Raw genomic sequence first — 23,412 nt, 5'->3', positions numbered from 1 at the left:
TCTCGGTCCATAACGCCCGTTGTCGTTCACGAGGCTCCGGCCAATGTCTCCTCGGCCACCGCCTTCGGCCGGAGAGTCTGCATCTCACCGATCGTCGTCGACGGATCGGCCACGAATGCCGCGAGGAGTCGCTCGAACCGATCCACGAACCCGGCGATGGTCGCACGGTCGAACAGATCGGTCGGATAGGTGAAGGCCGCGGTAATCCCGGTTGCCGCACCGGCATCGTCGTAACCATCGACCATCGTCACACGAAGATCCGTCTTTGCGACCTCCAGGTCGATGGCGAATTCGCTGACGGACAGACCACCGAACTCGACGGACTGGCGGTTCGGCGCGGACTCGCCACCGAAGTTCTGCAACGCAAACGACACCGGAGTCAGTGGCCCCGACGCCGTGTCACGGTCGGCGTTCAGCGACTCGGCCAGGGTGTCGATGGGAATATCGGCTCGGGCGAATGCCGCGAGGTCGGTCTCTCGTGCTCTGGCCAGCAATTGGGTGAAGTGCTGGTCGGGATCGACCTCGGTGCGGAGGACGAGAGATTTCACGAACATCCCCACCAGGTTGTCGAGCTCCGGTTCGCCCCGCCCCGCCACCGGGGTGAGAACGGCGACATCGGTGGCACCGGAAAGCTCGTTGAGCAGAACCAGCAATGCCGCGTGCAACACCATGAACAAGGTCGAGCCGTCACGGTGTGCCAGGTCGACCAGATCCTGATGCAGTGCGGCGTCGATGTCCCGGGTCAGAGTCGCCCCGTGGTGGGATTCGACCGACGGGCGCGGCCGGTCGGCTGGCAACTGCAGGAGCGGAAGATCCTCGAGAAGCGGCGTCCAGAACTCCGTCAACAACGACATCAGACTGTCCGGATCATCGGGGGAACCGAGCCTTTCGGCTTCCCACAATGTGTAGTCGGCATATTGCGCCGGCAACGGCGCCCAGCCAGGTGGCGCTCCCGCTGACCTGGAGAGGTACGCGGTCATGAATTCCTGGATGAGGAGTTCCATCGAGTAGCCGTCAGCGGAAATGTGATGAATAACGAAGGCGAACACGTAGTCGTCCTCGGCGATTCGGAACAGCCGTGCACGCCACGGCACGTTCCGGGTCACGTCGAACCCCTGCTTCACGAAGTCGAGAACGCGGGCGTAGATGGCGTCGCCATCGACCGCCACCGGACCCACATCGACGCCGATCTGGTCCAGCGGCAACAGTTCTTGGTAGCCGACGCCGTCAACTTCCGGATAGACGGTACGCAAGATCTCCTGCCTCGCCACCACATCGACCAGCGCTGCGTTCAGCGACTCGACATCGAGCGCTCCCGTAATCCTGAGTGCAATCGGCAGATTGCGCTTCGCCGAGTTCGGGTCGGCTCGGTTCTCCGACCACGATCGCTGCTGTGCCCGTGCCAAGGGCAAGCGCGCCGGTCTGGGCCGCGGCACCAGGGCGATTCCTGCTTCGGCGCCCTTCTGTGTCGCAACTCGAGCGGCCAGAGCCGACACCGATGAGGCCTCGAACAACAGTCGCACCGGCACTCGCGTCGCCAACGCCGCACCCAATCGGGCCGCGACCTGGGTGGCGATCAGCGAATTACCACCGAGCTCGAAGAAGTCGTCGTCGGCACCCACCCGCTCGGCTCCCAACACCTCCGCGAACACCGCAGACACGATCTCCTCGACGGGGGTCGACGGCGCCCGGAACTGCTTGGCCTCGAACATCGGCGCCGGCAATGCTTTCCGGTCCAGTTTGCCCGAGGTATTCAGCGGGAACGCATCGAGCACCACGAATGCCCCCGGAATCATGTACGACGGCAGCACCTCCGACACCGACGCCTTCACCGCATCGAGGTCGAACTCGGACCCGGCGGCCGGAACCACGTACCCCACCAGGTGTTGACCCGTCGGCGTCGATACGACCGATGCCGCCGCTTGCAGCACCGACGCGTGGGCCTGCAACGCCGATTCGATCTCGCCCAGCTCGATTCGCTGGCCACGGAGCTTCACTTGGAAGTCCGTGCGGCCCACGTACCGGAGTCGACCATCGGCCGCCCAGGACACGAGGTCACCCGTGCGATACATCCTGTCCCCGGCGGCTCCGAATGGATTCGCCACGAATCGATCCGCGGTCAAGTCCACCCGACCGTGGTATCCGCGTGCCAACTGCACACCGGCGAGATACAGCTCGCCCGGCACCCCCCATGGCACCGGATGCAGCCGGGCATCGAGAACGTATACCCGGCTGTTCCACTCCGGGACACCAATCGACACCGCAGTGGGTGCATCCGTACCCGTCACGTCGGCGAAGGTGACCGACACCGCGGCCTCGGTCGGACCATAGAGGTTGTGGACTCGTGCGCTCGACACCCGGCCGAAGTCACGCACCGTCGATGCAGGTAGTGCCTCACCGGCGACGAACACATCCCGCAGGGACTCCAGATCCCGGGACCGGGCCGCTCCGGCGAAGGCCGTCAGCATCGACGGCACGAAATCGGTCACCGTTACCCCGTGTCCGGCGATGGTCGCCGCAAGATATGCCGGATCCCGGTGACCGTCCGGGGACGCCAGCACCACTGTGGCACCGGCCCGCAAGGGCAGGAAGAACCCCCACAGCGACACATCGAAGGTGGTCGCCGTCTTCTGCAGGTACACATCGTGCTCGTCGAGCCGGTACTCGGCCTGCATCCACACCAGTTGATTGACGATCGCGCGATGGGTGACCGCGACACCCTTCGGTCGTCCCGTCGACCCCGAGGTGAAAATGACATACGCCAGGTCATCGGCATGTACCGGCGCCATACGATCCGCGTCGGAGATCGCCGCATCGGAGAATGCGGACAGGTCGAGGGTGTCGATCAGCACGACGGACCTCTGTCCCGCCGCCGCGAACTCGTCGCGTTCGGTCGACAGGATCACCACGGGATCCGCGGCATCGAGAATGTACCCCACCCGATCGGCCGGGTGATCCGGGTCCAGCGGCACATATCCGGCGCCCGCGCGAACCACCGCATACATTCCCACGACCAGATCCAACGACCGGCGCATCCCCAACGCCACCAACGTCTCCGGCCCCACACCCGACGAGATCAGATAACGCGCCAGGCGGTTCACTCGAACAGCGAGTTCGGCGTAGGTCAGCGATTCGCCGTCGAAGACCACGGCCACGGCCTCCGGGGTCCGCGCCACCTGTCCGTCGAACGCGTCGAGCAGCAGTTTCTCCGGCACCGGGTGCCCGGTGTCGTTCCAGTTCCGCAGCACCCGGTTGCGCTCGTCGTCGTCGACTATCGAAATATCGCCCACCGCTACCGACGGGTCCTCGACCACGGCACCCAGAACCCGAACGAATTGCGCGGCGATCCGTTGCACCGTCGCGGCGTCGAAGATGTCTGTCGCGTAGGCGAGCGTGCCGACGTACTCCCCTTCGCCGCCGGCCGGCTCGCCGAGGGTCATCGACAGGTCGAACTGTGCGGCTTCCCACGGAACGTCGAGTGGCGACACCGTCAGTCCCGGAAGCTGGACCGCGGGCTGAGTGAAATTCTGGAACGCCAGCATCACCTGGAACAGCGGCGAGAACGATTGCGATCGTGTCGGGTTCAGCTTCTCGACCAGCCGCTCGAAGGGCACCTCGGCACGGGCGAGGGCTTCGAGGTCGGTGTCGTGTACCCGGCCCAGCAGTTCCGTGAACGACTGGTTCGGTACGAAATCGGCCCGGAGCACCACGGTGTTGACGAACATGCCGACCAGGTCGTCGAGTGCCTCGTCGCCGCGCCCGGCGACCGGCGACCCGATCGCGATATCGGACGTGCCACCGAGTTTGGCGAGCAGGACCGCCAGGGCCGCATGCACCAGCATGAACGGTGTCGCACCCTGGTCCCGGGCCACTCGGTGGAGGCGGTGGCCGACTGCGGCCGGCACCGTGAACTCGACACTGGCGCCGATGCCCGACCGTACGGCGGGGCGTGGGCGATCGGTGGGCAGCGCCAGCACGTCCGGCAGACCCGCCAACGCGTCGGTCCAGTAGTCGATCTGCTGCGAGATCAGCGACGCCGGGTCGTCCTCGGACCCGAGAACCTCCTGTTGCCAGAGGGTGTAGTCCGCGTACTGCACCTCGAGCGGCGCCCACCCCGGATCGTGCCCTGCGCATCGGGACGCATACGCCACCATCACGTCCCTCGCCAGCGGTCCCGTGGAGAACCCGTCCGCGCAGATGTGGTGCACCACCACCGCCAGTACGTGCTCGGACTCGGACTTGCGGAACAGGGCGGCGCGCACGGGAACCGATTCGGTGACATCGAAACCCGTCGTCACCACTGCCGCCGCCCGGGCACGCAACTCGTTCTCGTCGGCGACCGGGGTCGGCGTGAGGTCGATCGTCACCTGCGATGCGGGAACGATCACCTGCGTCGGCCCTTGATCCGAATCCGGGAACACCGTCCGCAGCGCCTCGTGACGCCCGATCACGTCGTGTATCGCAGCCTGCAGCGCAGCCACATCGAGATCCCCGGACAACCGAATCGCCAACGGAATGTTGTATGCCGCGGAGGACGTATCGAAACGGTTGAGGAACCACATTCGCTGCTGGGCCAGCGACAGCGGAATCCGTTCCGGCCGGGGCCGCGGCGCCAACGCCGGTCGGCCCCCGGCACCGGAATGCTGCGCGACGCGCACTGCCAGGGCCGCCACGGTCGACACCTCGAAGAGCATCCGCACCGGGACCCTGATGTTCAGCTGCGCCTCCAACCGGGAGATCACCCGAGTGGCGATCAACGAGTTGCCACCCAAGTCGAAGAAATCGTCGTCCAGTCCGACCCGCTCGAGTCCGAGGACGTCGGCGAACACCCCGGCCACGGTCTCCTCGACGAGGTTGGTCGGCGCCCGGAATTCGCGCGTGCGGACGAGTGGATTCGGCAGCGCACGCCGGTCGAGCTTTCCGCTCGTGCTCAACGGCAACGCGTCGAGCACCATCAGCGCATCCGGAACCATGTACCGAGGCAGCGACCGCCCCAGAACCTCACGCGTCGCATCGACGTCGACGATGTGCCCGCTCGCCGGCACCACATACCCGACCAACTGCTGGGCGACGTCACCCTCGCGCACGATCACGACCGCCTGCGCGATCGACTCACACGCCACCAGCGCCGACTCGATCTCCCCGAGCTCGATCCGGAGACCACGCAACTGAACCTGCGAGTCACTGCGACCCACAAAATCCAACGTTCCGCTGAGAGTCCACCGCACCACATCGCCCGTGCGGTACATGAGTTCGCCGACACCGCCGTACGGATTGGCCACGAACCGGCCGGCAGTCAGCGCACTGCGGGCGTGATATCCCCGGGCCAGCCCACTCCCCGACAGATACAGCTCACCGATGACCCCGGCCGGCACCGGACGCAGCCGCGCATCGAGGACCACCGCTCCGGCACCCGCGATCGGGACGCCGATCGTGATCCGATCTCCCGCCGCCAGCGTCTCGGTCATCGTGATGACGATGGTCGTCTCGGTGGGTCCGTAACTGTTGACAAAACGGCACCCGGGAGCAAACTTCGCGACCAACTCCGGCGGGCACACGTCCCCGCCGACGACGACGGTCTCGAGGTCCCTCAGGCCCGTCGGGTCGACCGTTCCCAACGCCGCCGGCGCCGTGATGACGTGGGTGACCCGCTCGCCCCGGAGCACCTCCGCGAGCTCGGCGCCGCCGACGATGTCGGGCGGCGCGATCACCATCGTCGCGCCGGCACTGAAGCCCGCAATCATCTCGAACACCGACGCATCGAAACTCGACGACGAGTACCGCAGAACCCGAGAGCGGGTCGTCAATCCCAACTCCTGGCGGGAGCCGGTAGTGAACGACGCCAACCCCCGATGGCTGACCACGACCCCCTTGGGTATGCCGGTCGAGCCGGAGGTGTAGATCATGTACGCCGCGTTGGACAGCTCGAGGGAAGCGGTGCGCTCGTCGTCGGTGACGGCCGCCGTCGAACGCTCACCGCACGAACCGTACGCTCCCGCCTCATCGAGCACCACCCAGTCGATCTCCCCCGGCAGGCGAGTCGTCTGAACACTGGTGAGGCCGATCACCGCACCGGAGTCGACGACCATGCGCTCGATTCGTTCGGTCGGCAGGCTCGGATCGACCGGCACGAATCCGCCGCCGGTCTTGGCCACCGCCCACACCGCCACCATCGACGCGATCGATCTGGGGAACGCCAACGCCACAAACGATTCGGGCCCGACACCCCGCGAGATCAACACCCGCGCCAGACGATTCGATCGGGCGTCGAGCTCGGCGTAGGTCATCGCGGTGCCGCCGCAGGTCAGGGCGATACCGCCCGGGTTCGCCGCGACGCCGGCCACCAGAATGTCCGGCAGTGTCCGCGCCGGCAGTCTCAGCGGCTGCGGCTGCGCGGCGGCCAGCATCCGCCCCCGCTCGGCATTGCCCATCACGTCGATATCGCCGACGGGCACCCGCGGATCCGCGGCGATGCCCGCGAGGAGCCGGACGAATCGCGCGGCGAATCGCGCGGACGTCGACCCGTCGAACAGATCGGCGGCCGAGATGAGCGCGGCCGCCAGTGCGCCGTCCTGCTCACGCAGGGTCAGCTCGAGGTCGAACTTCGCGACGTCCACGCCGGGATCAACCGGGTCGATGTGCAGACCCGGCAGTTCGAGGGTCGCGGCGCCGTGGTTCTGCAATGACAGCGCGACCTGGAACAGCGGCGCATATGCCGGTGACCGCGGCGGGGCGACCGCGTCCACCACACGTTCGAACGGTACGTCCGCGTGGTCGTAGGCGGCCAGATCGGTGGCCCGCGTGTGCGCGAGCAGCTCGATGAAACTCCACGCCGGGTCGACCCGAGTGCGCAGCACCAACGTGTTGACGAACATGCCCACCAGATCCTCGAGCGCCCGTTCACCGCGACCGGCAATCGGGCTCCCGACCGCGATGTCGGTGGTCCCGCTCAGCCGCGCCAACAACACCGACAGGGCGGCGTGCAACACCATGAACATCGTGGCGCCCTGCTCGCGTCCCAGCGCGGCGAGTTGTTCGGTGAGATCGGCGTCGACGATGAATTCGGTGCGTATCCCGCGATGCGACGCCCGCGCAGGGCGGGGACGGTCTGCGGGCAAATCCAGCACGGCGGGGCCGTCCGCCAGGTGCCGGGACCAGTACGCGAGCTGCGTGGCCGTCGTGGATTCCGGGTCGGCCTCGTCCCCGAGCGCCGATCGTTGCCACAGGGCGAAATCCGCATACTGCACCGGCAGCGGGGTCCATGAGGGCGGATCACCGGCGGTGCGGGCCGAGTAGGCATGCACCAGGTCCCGGGCGAGTACCTGGATCGACAAGCCGTCGATGCTGATGTGGTGCACCACCATCACCAGCACGTGCTCACGCGGGTCCCCGGTCGGGAGCAACGTCAAGGCGATCGGGATCTGCGTGGTGACATCGAATCCGCGGGCCACCAACTCCCGGATCCGTTCACCGAGATCGGTGTCCACCACTTCGGGCGCCGCGCGCAGCAGGTCCCGGTCAGCCTCGGAGTGAGTGGCCGACAGGATCACCTGATGCGGACCGTCCGGGGAGTCGGGGTAGATCGTCCGCAGCGCCTCGTGCCGTTCGAGGATGTCCGCGGCGGAGCGCCGGAGTGCGTCGACGTCGAGCGTGCCGGACAGCCGGAGGGCCGCCGCCACGTTGTAGGCGCCGGAACCCGGGTCGAATCGGTTGAGAAACCACATCCGGTTCTGAGCCAGGGACAGCGGAATCCGGTCCGGCCTCGGTCCGGCCGCGAGAACGGGGAGCCGTCGCGCGCCGACATTCGCGCGAGCGACCACAGCTGCCAGAGCTCGGACAGTCGGCCCCTCGAACAGCTCCCGCACCGTAACCACCGCACCGAACTCGGCGTTGATCCGGGCCAGCACCCGCGTGGCCACGAGCGAGTTGCCCCCGAGGTCGAAGAAGCTGTCCGACACCCCGATCCCGTCGATTCCGAGGACGTCCACGAAAATTTCCGCCAGGGCATGCTCGGTCGGTGTGTTCGGCGGGACGTACTCCGCCGAACCTGCGAATTCCGGGACCGGTAGTGCCTTGCGGTCGAGCTTGCCGTTCCCGGTCACCGGCAGCGCCTCGAGCACAACCAGGGCCGACGGCACCATGTAGCGGGGCAGCAGGACCACCGCGAAGTCGAGGACAGCGCGCTCGTCCGCGGCCGCCCCGACTGCGGGTACGACGTACGCGGCGAGGTAGTCGCCGGTGGAGCCATCGTTGCGAACCACCACCACCGCCTGAGCGACATCGTCGTGCCGCAACAGCACGGCCTCGATTTCACCGAGCTCGATGCGCTGACCGCGAAGCTTGACCTGAAAGTCGGTACGACCCAGGTAGTCGAGCTGCCCATTCGGCAGCCACCGCACCAGGTCGCCGGTGCGGTAGAGCCGGGCACCGCCCCGGCCGTCTCCCGCAACCGCAAAGGGGTTCGCGACGAACCGATCCGCAGTCAGGTCAGCCCGGCGCTGGTACCCGCGGGCCAGCTGACGCCCGCCCAGGTACAACTCCCCCGCCACCCCGACGGGAACCGGACGCAAACGCGCGTCGAGCACATACGTCTGCGTGTTCCAGACCGGGGCTCCGATCGGCACGACGTTCTCGTCCGGCCGCGTCTCGTAGGCGGTGACGTCGACCGATGCCTCGGTGGGACCGTACAGGTTGTGCAGCTCTGTGCCGCTCACCCGGTTCAGGTCCGCCGCCGTCGCAGGCGGGAGCGCCTCACCGCTGGTGAACACCCGGCGTAGCGAACCACACCCCTCGACATGCGCGCCGGCCAGGAACACCGCGAGCATCGACGGCACGAAATGCACGGTGGTCACCGACTGCTCGCGGAGCACCCGCTCGAGATAGACGGGATCCCGGTGCCCATCCGGTTCGGCGATCACCAGCCGTGCACCGGTCTGCAACGGCCAGAACAACTCCCACACCGACACATCGAACGTCACGGGAGTCTTCTGCAGCACCACGTCACCGGCGCCCAGCGGGTACCGGTGCTGCATCCACAGCAGCCGGTTCACGATGCCCTCGTGCGGCACCGCGACACCCTTGGGTCTGCCCGTCGACCCGGACGTGAAAATGACGTATGCCGGATTGTCAGGATGCAATGGCGCCAGCCGGTCCCGGTCCCCGACCGGGTCGGAGGATTCGGCGGACACATCGAGGGTGTCGAGGTCGACCATCGGGGCGGCCGCACGCAGTGCCACGCGGTCGCCGGTGGTGGTGAGGATCAGAACCGGATCCGCCGTTGCCAACACGTACGCAGTGCGCTCGGCAGGCTGGTCCGGGTCTATCGGGACATAGGCGCCGCCGGCCTTGATCACCGCGTAGATACCCACCAGCAGATCCACCGACCGGCGCACCGCGATACCCACCAGCGCTTCGGGACCCACACCCGCACCGATCAGGTGCCGGGCCAGCCGATTCGCGCAGGCGTCGAACTCCGCGTACGACAACATCGTCCCCCCGAACGCGACCGCCGGGGCCTCAGGGGTGCGAGCCACCTGCGCGGCGAACAGCTCGGCGAGAGTGAGTCGAGGCAGCAGGTGTTCGGTCGCGTTCCAGGTGTCGACGACCAGTTCTCGTTCACCCGCGGTGAACAAGTCGAGGGCACCGACCCTCGTCTCCGTATCGCTCGCGATGGTCTCGAGAACCCGGGTCATGCGGGCCGCGAGCGTCGTGGCCGTATCGCGGTCGACGACTGCCGGCTGGTAGCGCAGACTCAGCCGCAAGCGTGGTTCGAGGATCGACAGCACAGTGATCGGATAGTGCGTGGCATCACGGGCATCGATGCCGCTCACACGCATACCCGCGATGTCGGTGTGCTCGTCGAACCCGGACTTGTCCACGGGATACGACTCGAACACGGACAACGTGTCGAACAGGTTCCCCAGCCCCACACGCGACTGGATGTCACCGAGCCCGATGTGATGGTGATCGAGCAGCGTCGCCTGCTCGTCCTGCAGTCGGGTGAGCAGCTGCTCGAGGGTTTCACCCGGATCCACCTGCACTCGCACGGGCAGCGTGTTGATGAACAGCCCCAGCATGTTCTCGACGCCCGGCAGCTGCGCAGGTCGACCCGAGACCGTGGTGCCGAAAACGACATCGTCGCGGGAGAGCAGCCGGGACAACACCAGTCCCCACGCCGCCTGTACCACCGTATTCATGGTGACCCCACCGCGCTGCGTCAGGGCCGCGAGTGCCTCGATCAGCGTGACGGGCAGCGCGACGTCGACCTCACCCGGCACACCGTAGTGCGTAGGGGACGATGCCTGGGGCACGAGCAGCGTGGGCTCCGCGAATCCGTCGAGCGCGGTGTCCCAGACACGGGCCGATTCGTCGGTATCGCGGTTCGCCGCCCAGTGCAGATAGGTTCGGTACGGGGGCGGCTCCGGCAGTGCGGCCGGGGCGCCTCCGGCGGCGTACCGAACCAGCAGCTCGCGCACCAGCAGTGGCATCGACCAGCCGTCGAGAATGATGTGATGATTCGTCAAAGCAAGCACGTAACGCTCGGGTGCGGTGCGAACAAGCAGCAGCCGCAGCAGCGGCGGCCCGGTCAGGTCGAATCGGGCGGTGCGGTGCTCGGCAAGCAAACGGATCAGCTCGCCATCGGCGGTGTCGGTCCCGACGAGATCGACCTCTTCCCAAGGCAGCTCTACATCGTCGACCACCAACTGCGCGGGCACTCCGTCGTCGTCGTACACGAAGGCGGTCCGCAGGCCCGGATGGTGAGCGAGTAGGCCGGACGCCGCCTCGCGCAGCCGCACGGCGTCGACCGCACCCTCGAGATCGATGCGCAGTTGCGCGGTGTACACGTCGAGAGTCTCGGCGGCAAGAGTGGCGTGGAACAGCAGCCCGGACTGCAGCGGGGACAACGACCAGACCTCGCGCAAGGCGGGGAACCGCCGTTCCCAACGCTCGATTTGCTGCTGGCCCACCGACACCAGCGGCAGATCGGACGGCGTCAGACCGCCCGCCCCGGGAAGTGCGGTGTGGGCGGCGAGACCGTCGAGGGCGCGCCGCCACAGATCCGCCAGTGTCGCGACGTCGGAGTCCCGGAGCACCCCGCGCGGGTAGGCGAACGACGCCACCAGGCGAGGCCCCTCGGGGCTGTCGACGACAACGGCGTTGATATCGATCGTCGCCGCCACCGCCATGGCGGACCCGCTCGCCGCGATGAGATCCGGAGTCTCCGGGTCCGGCATCCAGCCCAGTTCCTGCAACTCCTCCGCAAGGTGCTGCCCGCCGAGCCGGCCCAGGTAGTTGAAGCTGATCTGGGGCGTCGGCAGGGCCGCGAGTATCGGCACGGTGGTCTCGTCGAGGTACCGAAGCACCCCGTATCCGACGCCGCGGGCGGGCACGGCGACGAGTTGCTCCTTGACGGCCTTGATGACGTCACCGGCGGCGTGTCCGCCCTCGAAAGCCTCGGCGAGCTCGACGACGGGCACCTCGAGCCGAACCGGGAAGGCACTGGTGAACCAACCGACGGTACCCGCGACGTCGGCGCCCGCCACGGCGTCTTCCTCGCGGCCATGACCTTCCAACGTCAGCAGCACAGACGGTTCGTCGACACCGCGCGAGCGCCGCCACTCGGCCATAGCCAACGCCAGCGCGGAGAGGAGACCATCGTTGACCCCGCACCCGAAGACGTCCGGAAGGTGCGAGAGTACGGTCTCCGTCACGGCGGCGCTGACTTCGATGTGCACCCGCTCGGTCGTAGCCATGGTGTCGGTTGACGGCTCGATCGCACGAGCGCCGATCAACGGATCACGGCCGCCGAGAACCTGCTGCCAGTACGCCAGTTCACCGGCGTGCGCGCCACGGTCGGCGGCGTCCCGCACGCCGTGGGCCCAGCGGCGGAACGAGGTGCCCACAGGAGCCGATACCGAGGTTTGTCCGGCACCCAGTCGAAGCCACGCCATCGCGAAGTCCGGCAAGAGCACCCGCCACGACACCCCGTCCACCACCAAGTGATGCGCGACGATCAGCAACCGGCCGCGCGCCTGCACGGTGTCCGGTGCAAACCAGACGAGCTGCAGCATGATCCCGTTTTCCGGGTCGAGACGACTCACCGCGGCCGCATATTCAGCCCTCACCATTTCGGTGAACGCACGACTGCCCGGCGCCGCCACCGCCGGGATCTGCGAGATCAGCCGGTCGGTTGCCACGGATCCGGTGTCACTCGTTTCGAACACCCAGCTACTGCCGTCGTGGAAGAACCTCGAGCGCAACACATCATGATGATCGAGCACCGCCGCCAACGTCGCGCTCAACCGATTCGAGTCGACATCGGCGGGCAGGGTCAGCAGCAGCGCTTGGGAAAAGTCGGCGAAGGGGCCCCGCTCGAGCATCGAGTACATGATCGGCGTCAGCGGGATACGGCCGACACCCCCGCCGGCCAGTTCTCGGAGTAGGACCGCTGATTCCGGTTCGACCTGCTCTGCCACCCGGGCGATTGCGGCGATGGTCTTGTGCTCGAAGACCGCCCGCGCGGTGAACCCGAGTCCGAGTGCTCTGGCGCGGGCGGCGATCTGCATCGCGACGATGCTGTCGCCACCGAGCCCGAACAGTGAGTCGTCCACACTGACCCGTTCCAGCCCGAGCGTCTCGGCGACAAGGTCGGCGAGCAGCTTCTCCGCCGACGTCGACGGGGCGCGGAATTCGTGGTCTCGGGAGCCGAAATGTGGCTGTGGCAGGGCGCTGCGGTCGAGTTTGCCGGCCGCAGTCACCGGCACATGCTCGAGCCGCATCACTATCGGGGGCACCATGTGCGAGGGCACGACGGCTGCGACGCCCTCGACGATCGCAGCAGGATCGAATTCGCAGCCGGCGTCCAGACGCACGTACGAAACCAGGGTCGCCGTTCCACCGGCGGTCTGCTGAATGACGGTAGCCGCGAAATTGACACCGCACTGCGCCAGTAGTGCCGCGTCGATCTCGCCGAGCTCGATACGAAACCCGCGGATCTTGACCTGGGAGTCGGACCGACCGATGAACTCGAGGGCGTAGTCGTCGCCGGCCGCCCCCGGAGAGCGCACCCAGCGCACCTCGTCACCGGTCCGATAGAGTCGCGAACCCGGCTCGCCGAAGGGGTTGGCCACGAACCGTTCCGCGGTCAGTGTGTGCCGATTGTGGTAGCCGCGGGCCAGCGCTGGCCCGGCGAGATACAGCTCACCCACCACCCCGACCGGCACCGACCGCATCTTGCGGTCGAGCACGACGACGCTCGCGCCCTGGATCGGCCGACCGATGGTGATCGGCGCACCCGGAGCCAACGGCTCCCCGACCGTGATGATGATCGTCGCCTCGGTCGGCCCGTAGCTGTTGGTGAACCGGCACACCGCGCCGAACCGCTCGACGAGGTCCGGAGTACACACGTCCCCGCCGACCACTACGGCCTCGAGCTGCTCGAGCCCACGCGGGTCGACGGTGTTCAGTACGGTAGGAGCCGAAATGATATGGGTCACCCGCTGTTCGCGCAGCAGATCGACCAGTTCACCGCCGCCGTACATCTCGGGTGGTGCGACGACCATCGTGGCGCCGACGCTGAATGCCTGGATCATCTCGAACACGGACGCGTCGAAACTGGCCGATGAGAACCGCAGAACTCGCGATTCGCGGGTGACACCGAGTTCCGGCCTGGCGGTGGCCGCGAAGTTCGCCAGCCCGTTGTGCGTGACGACAACACCCTTGGGAACGCCGGTCGAGCCGGACGTGTAGATCATGTAGGCCGCGTTGTGGACCGACAGCGGGGCTCGCCGATCCCAGTCGGTGATCGCCGCATCGGACAGACGGGCACAACGCACGCGCACCGTAACGTCGTCGAGGACTATCCAGCTGGTGGTGTCCGGCAACGACGGGCAAAGCTCATCCAGAGTGATCCCGACGAGCGCACCCGAATCCGCGAGCATGTGCGTGATCCGCTCGGTCGGAAGTTTCGGGTCGATCGGCACGAACGCGGCTCCGGTCTTCGCAACCGCCCAGAACGCGAGGAGGGACTCCGCAGACCGGGGCAGACTCAGAGCCACACAGGTCTCCGGCCCGGCGCCCGCCTCGATCAGCAATCGCGCCAACCGGTTTGAATCCGCGTCGAGATCCCGATAGCTGATCTCCCGACCCGACGCTTGGATCGCGGCGCCGTTCGGTGCGGCAGTCACCCCGTCGGCCAGCAGTTCCGGAAGCAGCCGGGACGGCTGGATCCGGGGGCCGTGGAACGGGACCAGATCTGCTCGTTCATCGGCGTGAAGCACGTCGAGGGTACCGATGCGGTCGCCGGCGGCAGACTCCACGACGGCGGCGAAGAATTCGAGGAACCGCGCGTGGTGACTGCGGAGTTGCTCCTCGGTGTACAGATTGGGGTTGGCCTCGAAGTCGATATGCGCCGGGTGGCCCGCGACGCCGGGATAGATGTTGACGGCGAGGTCCTCGACCGGCCCGGTGGTCAGCACGTGGAGGCGGCCGATCGCGGGGCCGAGCCGAATCTCGTCGTGGAACATCATGATGTTGATCGACGGTCCGAAGAAGCCGCGCCGGCCGCCCCCGACGCCGGCGTCCCGCCGAATGTCTTCGTGCCGGTACCGCTGATGCCGCAGCGCGCCGGTCAACTCCAGCTGCGTTTGCCGGATTAAGTCCGCGAAGGTCGTCTCGGCGTGCACCGGGAGGCGGATCGGGACCACGTTCGACACCATGCCACCCGAGTTGCGTAGCTTCGCGGTAGTGCGCGCCGAGACCGGCAGGCTCAGCACGATATCGCCCTCGCCCGTCAGGCGTGACAGGAAGGCGGTTACGGCAGCGACCGCGGCGACCGCGAATGTCGCGCCCTGCTGCTGCTCGAGCAGTCTCCGCAAGGCGACCTCCGTGGCGCTGGGCAGCGGTGCACTGGCCACCAGCGAGGGGGTGCCGAGGCCGGCGGCGCGCCCGGCGAGGCTGATCGGGTGCGGAAAGTCACGGCTGCGATCGGCCCAGTGCGTGCGGTCCTTCTCGAACCGGGTGGAGGTGCGATAGCGCGCCTCCTCCTCGACGATCTCACGCAATCCGCTGGCCTGGAACGTCGCTGGTTCACGCCCCTCCACTGCTGCGGTGTACAACTCCGCTGCCCGGTTCATGAACGTCATCGCACCGAAGCCGTCGAGCGCGATGTGATGGATTCGTGAGTACCAGTAGTAGTGATCGTCGGCGAGACGCAGCATCGCCGTGCGAATCAGCCGGTCGTTCACGAGGTCGATAGGGCTGCTGTACTCGGCGCGCATCCATGCTTGCGCGACTACCAGCGGATCGTCTTCGGACCGGAGATCGAGATGAGTCATCTCGAATGCGAGCGCCTCGTCGATCTGCTGGAACGGCTCACCATCCCACTCGACGACCCGAAGCAGTCCCGTGCCGAGTTCCCTGAGCGCGACCGGCCCGATCGCGCTCAGCAGGTCGATGTCGAGGTCGAAATCGGCGATCTCGACGTACTGAGCGATCGCGATGGGCACCTCGCCGAGGAGGTGCTGGGCGAACCAGATACCGCGTTGAGCAGCAGAAAGAGGAAAGAGATCGGATTTCCCCGGAGTGTTTCCGGTCACGGACTCTGTATGAGGAGAACTGCTATCGAGATTGTCCAGCGATGACACCTGATTGTTCCAGCTCTCCACATCAAGCCTGAGCACCTGGGTCGAACACCCGCAGGACCCAGTACCGCCCAATATTGTTTCCGGCCGAAAATTTACCTGCCGAAGCACCGCCGTCGAAGCGGGGGTCCCATACACGTCTCGGACTCGAGCGGTGTATGTCAGTTATCGCTCGGCCACTTTCGTCCACCCTGGCGGCCGGACACGAACGGGAAGCCGCTCAGTGACCAACATCGCAAAGCAGCTCCGATGCCTCCGTCAACCACACTGGGACGGCGCGTCCGTCTCCGCGCGTGAGCCGGAATCCGCTCGGGGCCGCGGCCCCTCGGCTCCTGCGCGCACGCGGGGACGAGTGGACGATGCCGTCCTCCGACGCCGCAGGCAAGTATCTGTTACGCCGAGTTCGTCTGGTATGTATCTTCCAACAACCCGGACCCGCGCGCCCCGACTGGGTGCAGGTCCAGCAAAGCATGAGGAGAATCAGTGATCTGCGGTCCGCGCGCCCGCGCATGAGCGGCACCAGCAGACGATTAGCAACTTTCCCTCTGCACTCGCCAAGCCGACTTCGAATCCGTCCCCGCGGGCAGCACGGCTCGATGGTCCACTCCCCACGACGCCACCATCTCCCCTAGTGGGCTTTCAGGAGAACAATGCCGGTCACACGCATCCCCGCGATTCGCGCCGCTCACCATCGAGGAGCTCATCGGCGCCGCCTTCTCGCACCCTCCGCGGTCGCACTGTGCGCTCTGAGTATTGCGTGCGCGGTCGCGTGCCCCGCGGCGGCTTACCCAGTCGCACTGGACGGTGCGGCAGCGGCGGCGCAAGTCGTCGATGTTGTCGACGGAGACACACTGGTGGCGCGATACCTCGACAAGAGCGAGATCTTCGCTGTCAGTGTTGTGGGCATCGACGCACCCGAGGGCGAGCAATGCTGGGCCGCGCAGTCGACGCAGTTCGCCAGGGACCACCTCCTGGGCCGGCGGGTCATGCTGTCGGCAGAGGCGACACTGCCGAATACCGATCCCACCGGCGCGCTCGTCCGGCGCGTTGTTCTCGACAATGACATGGACGGCGACTACGCGATCAAGGCTGCCCGCGAGGGCGCAGCACGGGCACACGCCACCGACCATGTACGCCTTGCCAGCCAGCTGCTCTCAGCCGAAGCGGGGGCGCGCGATACCCACCGCGGCTTGTGGACGTGCGATGGGAGCATCCCGGTTGCAGCACCCAGTCCAGACCCGGGGCCCCGGCCGGCCCCTTGACCGGTTCGCCCCGAACCATCCTCCTCCCACACGCCCCTTCTGGTGCGAACGACAAGGAAATCCGTGACGCCCGACCACCCCGCGGCTCCTGCCGATCCAGCAATCGTGGTGTCTCTCCGCGGTCCACACTCACTCGAATCGTCGGCCGAGGACGCGCGCGTCGACCGCGATATCTCGGATGCGATGGTCACAAGGCTCCATCAGCGCCTCGCAACAGGCGAACGCGTATTACTGATCGCAACAAACGCCGCCGGTGTCATCGCAGAAGTCTGGCCCATTCTCGGCGTGTCGGCCCCAACCACCCAGGGGCTCCGCCACTTCCACTTGAGCAAACCCGCGAAAGCCGACCGGGCTCTGATCGGACGCCAGAGCCCGGTGCGTCGCTCGACGACGATCGAGTTCTGGGACCCACAACATGGCGTGGGCGACCACCTGTGGTGAACGGCTCACGACGCGCTTTCGACCGCCAGTTCGACGCCCTGACTCCCTCGTGAATTCTCAGCATTTTCGCAGATAGGAATCCCCAGTACGTTAGATTGGACGGCCGCACAGGTGCGGCATACTGGTGTCGTGTGGTGGATATGGATCGTCATAGCGTGGGCGGTGTTGTCGATGCCACTCGCAATACTCATCGGGAAAGCAGCCCGGCAGAAAGACCGCCGCGAAAAGTTGCCTCGCCGGCGCAAGAGCCGGACCGGCGGGCCTCACGACCAAAACGCCGCGTAACCACGGCAACGGAAGACAAGCGCCGGCCGCCGAACTGCGCGCACGCTCGAATCGGTCCTTCCCGATCGTGCCACGCACCTGGTCGAGCGGGTGAAGGCCCCACACCAGATGACACGGATACCAAAACTGGGGCCCACAGCGTTCTGTGAGCCCCAGTTTCAGATCGGTAATGGATTACACTCCGGTAGATCCACCCTCCGACCCGAAGGTCAGGAACGAAGCAAAGAAGTTGATCAGATCCGCGATGCTGGCGAAATCTACAGACATATTTCACTCCTACTGAGGCGATGGTGTTGGAATCTCGATCCGTACCCCTGCCGGGCACTCGTTCTTTCTACACGAGTTGAAAGACTTTGCAACAGCAGGGGAGCGGCTGGCACGAGTTCCTCCCGCGATCCGACCCGCTCCTTCGCGATGCGGCGACGACGGCGGACAGCTCTCGAGTTGGTGTATCGCCCATACACATCAATCTCGAAGTGGGCCAGCGCAATACATGACCTACAGAAAAACCATCCAGAACCCCGGAAAAGTGACCACAAACCAGATCAACCGTAGCCCGTAGCATCGCGCACCCCCCGACACCTTCACGTACATCGCACGTTGACAACGACTGGCGTGCAGCGGGTTCGAGAACCAGCTTTCGCGGCAGAGTGGGAGGCAGTCGGCGGTGACATACTCGCCCGACGCTGTAACGGCAAACCGAACCCGCGGATAGGCTCAACGCACACTGGTGGCGATCCCAACCAAGCGCCAGTGCAGCGACCCCGCCGCTGTTCGCCCCCTGGTTCCGACGGGGTTTCGACCCCACTCGCTGATCTCAACGCCGGCGGACCACATCGTTGTGACGCCGACGCTCCCCATATTCTCAATGAGCATTAGCTCGGCCACGCGCTCCGGAGGTTCGGCATGCAGTCCATTCCCGACCGCCTCTACGACCTTGCCGCCCTCCTGAAGCACGCCTACGGGAAGGGCGACCTCATCGGCGTCATGCAACTCGAAGCGCAGTTGAAACCACTGCTCACCAACCTGACCGCGACACCTGATAGGGAATAGCTGTATTCAGTGCCGGCCAGAAATGACTCAGCCGTTTGTCATTCGGGTGGTATACGCACACGAGCCGAACTGGCGGGTAGCCGACCTGCCTGTTTATGATCAGCTCGCGTCCGGCGGACCCCATCCGACAGCCGGCGCGGAAACCCCGCCTTCCCCCGACGTCGAGCGGGGTTTCGTCCTACCTTCAGAAAGAGAGCTCATGGACAGCGGCGTTTGGGATACACCTTCTGGCATGTTCATCCAGTTCGTCTCGGGAGTGCTGCACGCCCTCAACTGGGGCAGCGTCAACTAGAAACGGCGACGCCCCACCCGGAAGGATGGGGCGTCATCGTGCACCTTGGTAGCGAGGCCAATCCGTCCACAGACCGACCGCTCGAGGTACAGCCAGCTACCGCAGTTCAATTCGGGAAACGGGTGCCGATGGGAGGCAGTGGCATCCGCGTGGACCTACAGAAGGAGGAAATGGAATGGACGATGTGTGGAATCCGGGTGGCATGTGGCCGGAGTGGTTGATTGTCTTAGCGCCGGTGATCACCTTCCTCACCACTGGTAGCGCCTCCTAGAGAGAACAAACCGCCCCCCTCCGGTGGGTGGTGGGGTGGGGCCCCGTAGTCACTGCACCAAAGTGAACCCAGCGCCGTAGCTACCCTTTGCGTCGATATCCGCCAGAATCGGCATGATCTTCCCGTAGAACGTCGTCGGCTGGGTTCCGAAGTCCATGCCGATGTTGAGGCCGACAAGCTTCTCCCCCACCACGATCGGACCGCCCGAATCGCCCTCCCACATCACCGCCCAGTTCTGGAGGTGAATACCGTCTGCATTGCCGATGATCCCGCAATTCTTGCCGGTGGTCGCTCCGTGGTTGCACCCCACGTCCGCCAGCGAGGCATCACCGACAGACGAGACGATGACGTCAGTGGTATCGCCGTACTTGCTCGGCACCACAACATCCGGGTTCAGCCGAATCACCGCGTAATCGAGCCCCGTGAACGTGCCATCCGTGTTGCGCGAGAACACGTCGGTCTCCCACCCGATCGGCCCCTTGGCAGCCTCACCAACCTTGTACACGGCCTTATCCGCGCCCTGGTGGCAGTGACCGACGGTCAGCGCAACCAAGCTGCCCGCGTTGTCGGTGCCGACCGCCCCGATCGAGCAGTACCCCTCGACATCCGGGTATGGGGTGTACGCGGTTCCCGGCCCGACATGGACGGTCGGTCCCGCCTGCGCCACCGGGGCGACACCGAGCGTCAACACGAGCGCGGCAAAACCCGCGACCAAAACCATCTTCATCCGTTTCTCCCATTCCTCTTACTGGGGAGCATTCTCCTGCTTCTCTCACCGGAGTGCCCACTCATGAGGTGCTACGCGCACGAAAGCACCTCCCCCTGAGACGAGCGAGGGGCATTTTGAGCAGTTCTGAACGGAATCGTTCCACACCCTTTGTCACTCGGATGACATACAGAGCCCATCCAACTGGCCGGCAACCGACTTGTCCATTTAGATCAGCTCGCGCCGGCGGACCTCATCCGATAGTCGGCGCGGAAATCCCCGCTTCCCGACGTTGAGGAGTTGAACGTCTGCAACACCGGCAACTTCTCCTGAGGAGCGAGAAATAGCCCCACCCTCACGAAGTCTGAGGTCACCTACCATGCATCGGGTCCGTTACGACGGCTGTCGACGTGCCGCTCCAGTTCGATGGCCAGGACGCCCGGGACTGCCTCGCGGGCTGCGAATCGGCTCGCGGGGACGGAACCGGAAATGATTCCGATCGTGCGGTGCACCGCGTCGATCCGCATGCCCTCCTGGGCCAGCGCGACGCCGACCACGTCGATGTCCTCGACGTAGTCGGCGTCCACCGTGACACTGATTCCGACCATGCCCGGCACGATATGTCGAGCCCTCTACGCGGATGCCTGGATCAGGCCGGCACCGACATCGAGTGACGGCAACGCGAGCCGCCGGGAATGCTGGGTGAGCAGGGACCACAGATCGCGGCCGCTGCGCCCGGTCTTCTCGCACCACAGGGCAGCGACACCCGCGACGTGCGGAGTCGCCATACTCGTTCCGTTCTTCGTGCCGTACCGCACGGGCATAGGCACCGTCGAGAACACGCGCACGCCAGGTCCTGCCACGTCGATCTGACCACCGGCGACGGGATTGCTGGCGGCAGAGAAATTGGCCAGCCCGAGATCGGGGTCGACTGCAGCGACGGCCATGATCGACGGACTGTTGGCGGGAACGCCCACCAGTCCCGGGCGCCCGGCAGCTCTATTCGCGTTGTTGCCGGCCGCGGCGACGATCAGCACTCCGGCCGCCAGTGCACGCTGCCCCACCGTCTCGTAGGCGACGGACACCGACGCGACGTCGGCGCCGAGCGACATCGAGACGATCTGACAACCGTTGGCGATGGCCCACTCGATGCCTGCGAGGATGCCACCGTCCACGCCACGTCCCTGATCCGACAGAACCTTCCCTACGAAGATGTCGGCCTCGTGAGCCACTCCGTATCGGCGGGTGCCGGTGGCTGCCGCCGGACCGCAGGCCGTTCCGACGCAATGCGTGCCGTGCCCGTGTCCGTCCTGGGGTTCTGCGCCGGGTACGAACGACTGGGCCGTGATGGTGCGACCGTGGAAATCCGGGTGGCTGAGGTCGAGTCCGGTGTCGAGGACGGCGATCCTGACACCGCGCCCACTGCACGCCGACGTCGTGGTGCGGGTCGCCTCCAGTCCCCAGGTGAACTCCGGCGAATCCAGGAAGTGCTCGGCGTCCTCCACCGCGGCGGCGCCGTTCGCAGGCCGTGCGATCTCTGCGACGGTGTCTTCGCTGTCCAGTGCATGGTGCACCAACTCGGGTTCAACGGACAGGACCGCGACGTCCGGTGCGGCAGCCGCGGCGCGGAGTGCCTCCAACTGGCCGGGATCTGCGGCGACCACGGCAATTCCGAGTTCGTCGAACAGAACTGCGTCAGCCACTTCCGCCCGTTCGAGATCCATTGCCGAAGAATCGAACTCGCTACTTCTCGCCACGTTCGAGACGCCGGTGAGGGATCGTAGGAGTCCCGTGGGATCCGTTCGCCTGCCGTGCTCCGTGAACACCACCACGTGGCGGCCCGTCGTTTCGGCCGTCGAATCGGCGGCAGGCCGTCCACCGTCCCCGTTCCGGTCGGAATCTTCTCGAGATATCACTGTTTCTTCCTCACAATTCTGGAACGCAGCGCACTCGCCGCGTCAATGCATCTATGTTTCTTCAGGTTTCGTGTGCTGCGCCCGGTAACTGCAGAACCGGGCGCAGCACTGTCGCTGGTCACGAATCCACTGCGCAGCTCAGAGCAGCGCGACGACCGCACCCACGACACCGATTGCCTGACCCAGGCCGGTGATCAGCGGGCCGATGTCGAGGTTCGCCGAGGCCGACCAGCGCCATCGGTACCCCTGCGCATTGAAGATGGGCCACGCGTTGCGCAGAGCCGGGTTGGTTCCACTCCTGTTCCAGTCGAAATCCCGTGAACCCGGCTCGAACGTGCCGTGCAGGCGACCCTTCGCAGGCATCACGAACGACGGATGACCGGAGCCGGTGGTGAGCATCCACGCGATCGAGACGGTGTAACTCGTGGCGCCCGAAACATGAAGGTGACCACTGTAGTTGTAGCTTCCGTCGGGAAACACCACCATCTGCGTCCACCCGCCGACGGGGACACCCCCGCCGAACACGATGCGTCCTGACCCACCGATGCGGGTGAAGCCCAGAACCTCCGCGGTCGGCGACAGGGGATCTTCCTCAGTGGTCAGTGCGTCCCAGTCGATGCTGTCCAATTCGGCCCCTTCACTTTCCACCTTCTCCTTGATGCGCTCCGGGTCCGGCAGCGCGGGAGGTGCGACGAGGTCGGCTCCCGTGACGATGTGCCCCGCGCCAGGGCTGGGGGCACTGTCGTCGGACAGCTCGCCGGCGTCCACGTACTGGTCGGTGGTGTCCTGCGGGACGTTGATTACTGACATGACCGTTCCTTTCGAATGGGATGGCGACGGGAAGGTGACTGTCGACGCCTCCGGAGTGTCGCTCGTCGGACGTCCTCAACGGTCCAGCACGACGGCCGGGATTCCGCGAGTGGCGCGCTACCCGACTTTCTCGCGGGCCGAGTTGTCGGGTGAGTAGTTCGGTTCACGCGACCGCAGACACTGCGTGATACCAGTCGACGACGACTGACCGGACGCCGATCGATGCGATCATCGTCCGGATCGGACCGTCCAGGCACAACTGGCTGTCCACGTGCCGAGCTACGGAGCAACCGCAGATGCTCGGTGCGGCCCGTAACCCGATCAGGATCTCCGGAGAGGATTCGGATCGGCTGCCCTCGATGAGGAGGGCCTCCTCATCGACGACGCGGACCGCAACGTCGTGTCGGTCGGCGACGTCGCCGACGACCAGTGCAAGGTAGTCGACGTCGTCGACGCGGGTGGCGATCAGTCGCGCCGTGCCGGTTCCCACCGGCACGACTTCGTCCAACACCAGGACAGCGGACTCCGATTCACGGAGTTCGACTCGTCTCGCCGTCCAACTGAAGAAGGGTTCCGGCCGCGCGGTCATGACATGCTCCTGTAGTTCGACGCAATAGCTTTCCGCGATACCTATTCAGCGTCGCCCGGATGTCGGCTGATCTCGCGAGTAGCGTCCTACCCGATCGCGCGGGACATACTTTCGGTCGATCACGAAACCGAACTCGTGCCCGTGTC

At 66.1% G+C, this 23,412-nt stretch carries 9 protein-coding genes; 3 read left to right on the top strand and 6 right to left on the bottom strand.

Annotated elements, in window-relative coordinates; translation table 11 throughout:
- Positions 1-26: 26 nt before the first annotated feature.
- Positions 27-15,779 (bottom strand): non-ribosomal peptide synthetase, encoded by a 15,753-nt coding sequence (locus tag RHA1_RS26490; protein ID WP_011597620.1) that lies wholly within the window; start codon positions 15,777-15,779, stop codon positions 27-29.
- Positions 15,780-16,495: 716 nt separating this feature from the next.
- Between RHA1_RS26490 and RHA1_RS26485 the strand changes: the two genes are divergently transcribed.
- The 3 genes from RHA1_RS26485 (at position 16,496) to RHA1_RS50625 (ending at position 18,682) form a co-directional block, all read left to right on the top strand.
- On the top strand, positions 16,496-16,903 hold the full coding sequence (locus tag RHA1_RS26485) for a thermonuclease family protein (protein ID WP_237726953.1): 408 nt from the start codon (positions 16,496-16,498) through the stop codon (positions 16,901-16,903).
- Between the two features lie 63 nt (positions 16,904-16,966).
- Positions 16,967-17,344, top strand: a complete 378-nt coding sequence (locus RHA1_RS26480) for a hypothetical protein (protein WP_148228415.1) — start codon at positions 16,967-16,969, stop codon at positions 17,342-17,344.
- A gap of 1,191 nt (positions 17,345-18,535) precedes the next feature.
- Positions 18,536-18,682, top strand: a complete 147-nt coding sequence (locus RHA1_RS50625) for a hypothetical protein (protein ID WP_011597614.1) — start codon at positions 18,536-18,538, stop codon at positions 18,680-18,682.
- Between the two features lie 612 nt (positions 18,683-19,294).
- On the opposite strand, the gene RHA1_RS26470 is transcribed toward RHA1_RS50625, so the two are convergent.
- The 5 genes from RHA1_RS26470 to RHA1_RS26450 form a co-directional block, all read right to left on the bottom strand.
- Complete coding sequence (locus tag RHA1_RS26470) at positions 19,295-19,966, bottom strand: chymotrypsin family serine protease (RefSeq protein WP_237726952.1); 672 nt, start codon at positions 19,964-19,966, stop codon at positions 19,295-19,297.
- A 359-nt stretch (positions 19,967-20,325) separates the two neighbouring features.
- Positions 20,326-20,568 (bottom strand): hypothetical protein, encoded by a 243-nt coding sequence (locus RHA1_RS26465; protein ID WP_011597611.1) that lies wholly within the window; start codon positions 20,566-20,568, stop codon positions 20,326-20,328.
- Positions 20,569-20,583: 15 nt separating this feature from the next.
- A complete protein-coding gene (locus RHA1_RS26460) occupies positions 20,584-21,867 on the bottom strand; it encodes a S8 family serine peptidase (protein WP_011597610.1) in 1,284 nt (427 codons plus the stop codon).
- Between the two features lie 138 nt (positions 21,868-22,005).
- Complete coding sequence (locus tag RHA1_RS26455; protein WP_011597609.1) at positions 22,006-22,677, bottom strand: hypothetical protein; 672 nt, start codon at positions 22,675-22,677, stop codon at positions 22,006-22,008.
- A gap of 163 nt (positions 22,678-22,840) precedes the next feature.
- Positions 22,841-23,266 carry a GTP cyclohydrolase II gene (locus tag RHA1_RS26450; protein ID WP_011597608.1) on the bottom strand — a complete coding sequence of 142 codons (426 nt, stop codon included), beginning with the start codon at positions 23,264-23,266 and terminating at the stop codon, positions 22,841-22,843.
- Positions 23,267-23,412 lie beyond the last annotated feature (146 nt).

The organism is Rhodococcus jostii RHA1 (genome assembly GCF_000014565.1).
GTDB classification, from domain to species: Bacteria; Actinomycetota; Actinomycetes; order Mycobacteriales; family Mycobacteriaceae; genus Rhodococcus_F; species Rhodococcus_F jostii_A.
Note: the sequence above shows the minus strand (reverse complement) of the source record. Positions and strands in the feature narration are given on the sequence as shown.